Annotated in this window: 3 protein-coding genes; all 3 read right to left on the bottom strand. The window is 66.2% G+C overall.

Going from position 1 to position 2,550, the window contains the following annotated elements; translation table 11 throughout:
- Positions 1–389: 389 nt before the first annotated feature.
- The 3 genes from E0504_RS47255 to E0504_RS51720 all read right to left on the bottom strand — a co-directional run bounded on the left by E0504_RS47255 (position 390) and on the right by E0504_RS51720 (position 2,445).
- Complete coding sequence (locus tag E0504_RS47255) at positions 390–1,217, bottom strand: aldo/keto reductase (RefSeq protein WP_207974717.1); 828 nt, start codon at positions 1,215–1,217, stop codon at positions 390–392.
- A gap of 264 nt (positions 1,218–1,481) precedes the next feature.
- Positions 1,482–2,126 carry a hypothetical protein gene (locus tag E0504_RS47250; RefSeq protein ID WP_131627766.1) on the bottom strand — a complete coding sequence of 215 codons (645 nt, stop codon included), beginning with the start codon at positions 2,124–2,126 and terminating at the stop codon, positions 1,482–1,484.
- Positions 2,127–2,130: 4 nt separating this feature from the next.
- Complete coding sequence (locus E0504_RS51720; RefSeq protein ID WP_207974716.1) at positions 2,131–2,445, bottom strand: hypothetical protein; 315 nt, start codon at positions 2,443–2,445, stop codon at positions 2,131–2,133.
- Positions 2,446–2,550 lie beyond the last annotated feature (105 nt).

Raw genomic sequence — 2,550 nt, 5'->3', positions numbered from 1 at the left:
GATGTCGCAGGACAAGGAGCTCGACGTCCTTGCGGTGTCCCCACGCATCCGGAGCAGCATCAGCCCGAGAGTGTTCCGTGTCAGGGCGTAGAACAGCGACCACACCATGACCACCCAGCCTGCCCGACACGGGCCCCGCCCCGCGGGCAAACACGCAGGTCACCGCCCAAATCGGGGTTCTGAAGCCCCACAGGATGGGACGCGTGGCCGCGGGCGGGGTTGACGCCCTACCACGCCCCCGGCGCTGACCGTCGCCGTCTTGTCGGCCGTCCAGATGGCGTAGAACCCCGCCCATGACGGACAACGGGGGGACAGCGTCGTCAAGCGTCGCGCTGGTTTCTATGCCCTCATGATCGGGCTGTACTTCGCGGGGGCACCCTGGCCCGCACCTAAGCACGCTCGGACAGATGGTTGAGACGGTCGAGGTGGGTTGGGGGCAGGTGAAGGTGCGCCGCGGCGAAGTTCTCCTCCAGGTGATCGATCCGGGCGGTGCCCGGGATCGGGAGGATGACCGGCGAGTGGTCGAGGAGCCAGCTGAGCGCGACCTGCGCGTGAGTGGCCCCGAGTTCGGCCGCCACAGCAGCGATCTCGGCCGTCGCACCCGTCGTCGCCGGAGCGACGGGCCGCCAGGGCAGGAACGCGATCCCCGCCGCCTCGCACGCTGTGAGCACGGGCTCGTGCTCGCGGTCGAGCAGGTTGTAGCGGTTCTGCACACTCACCACATCGATGATCTTCCGTGCCTGGTCGAGTTCCGAGACGGTGACCTCGGACAGCCCGATCCGACCGACCTTGCCCTCAGCCTGCATCTCCCGCAGCACGCCAAACTGGTCGGCAAGAGGTAGCTCCGGATCGATCCGGTGCAGCTGAAGCAACTCGAGCCGCTCAACCCGAAGCCGGCGAAGGGCCTGATCGACCTGATCGCGCAGGACCTCCGGCCGGCCGTCGAGCTTCCACTCGCCTGCCGGGCCCGATCGCGCGACGCCGACCTTGGTCGTGATGAGCAGTCCATCCGCGTAGGGATACAGGGCCTCGGCGAGAAGCTCCTCGTTCGCTCCCCCGCCGTACAGGTGGGCAGTGTCGATCAGCGTGACGCCCAGCTCGACGGCCCGCCGGGCGACCGCGAGAGACGTTTGGCGGTCGGGGCCCGGCTCGGTCGGCAAGCGCATGGCTCCGAACCCGAGCCGCTGGACGCCCAGATCCCCGCCAATATGGAACATGGTTGATGTTATCTGCTGCGGTCCACCCCTCACTCGAAGGGCAACGTTAGCGGTCGGATCACCCGCGGGGCAGCACCCGCTGCGGCATCCTCGTCCACACGGACAAAGCGCACCGGGCGCCGACCATCCCACCGTCCACGCTGGCGCGACAGGGAGGGCCGAGACCCGCGGCTTCAGGGTAGCCAGACGGGTTGGCTGGTCGGTCGTCGTCCCACCTGCCACGTGGCTGACGTCGTCGCCACGGTCTCGGCCCACTCGTGTGAATTAAGCTGCGGCCGTCCAGTTGGCGACGAACGCGGCAAGCTGCCCATCGATATACCGGTCGACTCGGACCGGGGAGATGCTGCTCGTGCGGTATGCGCGACCCCGTCGCACGTCAAGTACGACTGGCAGCCCGGCGGGGTAGATGTTTTCCATGTGTTGGCTCATGAGCCGCAGCAATGTGGCGATGACCTCAGGATTAGGCGGGTGGGCGTCAAACCACATGTAGGTGGCCTCTACTCGGCCGTTGCCTCGGCGCACGCCCATGTGTGGGTTGATCTTGAGTGTGAGACCTGACCGCTCGATGACTGCATCACGGATTTTCTGTTCCGAACAGAAGGACAGATCATCCAGGCTCCGGAGGTAGGAGCGGTAGCCGAATTCCAGCTGCTGATAGAGATGCTGGTATCGGGTGGCGACAGTGGTCACGGCTTGTTCCAGATGTCGTCCCGAGGACCCGAACCGGAAGTCGGCGCGACAGGCGGCACAGAACTTGGTGTAAGGGTTGAATCCGCGGCGGATCTCGCGGTTGCGCCGTACCTCCTCCACGAAGAATGCCTTGTCGAGGGGGGCCTGCTCGAGGTAGCGAGCAAGCACGAGTGCGGTGGCGTAGGGCGCCATACCAGGCATCACGAAGCCGACCTCCAACCCTTCATAATCCACATGAGTTGACCCGAGGCTCGATCGTCACGTGACGGTCGGTCGCGTCGGAGGTGGGGTAACGTGCGGCGCCCCGGGCTCGCCATCCCGTCCAGATGCAGCAGACCGCGGTGACAGCGCAGGCTGTCGTGTTGGCGATGCGGATGATGATCCCCCCTGGCCGTACCGGCAGGACCACCGTGCAGGTGGCGACGGCCAGCAGGACCAGAAATGAGGCGAGCAAGGCTCGACGGAAGCGACGCGGGAGGTCCGGAACGCCAACACCGTTGGCATCTCCCACGGCCGAGATAACGCCCGTGTAGCCCATCTGTTACACCCTGTGCCCCAACGGTACCGCGCCTTCGTCGGGTGGACGCGCCGGCGTCCGGGAGGTATCGGCAAACCGCGCACCTAGTAGGACTTGATTAGGTCT

Source organism: Parafrankia sp. BMG5.11 (genome assembly GCF_004337455.1).
The sequence above is the reverse complement of the archived record's forward strand: the minus strand, read 5'-3'. Positions and strand labels throughout refer to the sequence as shown.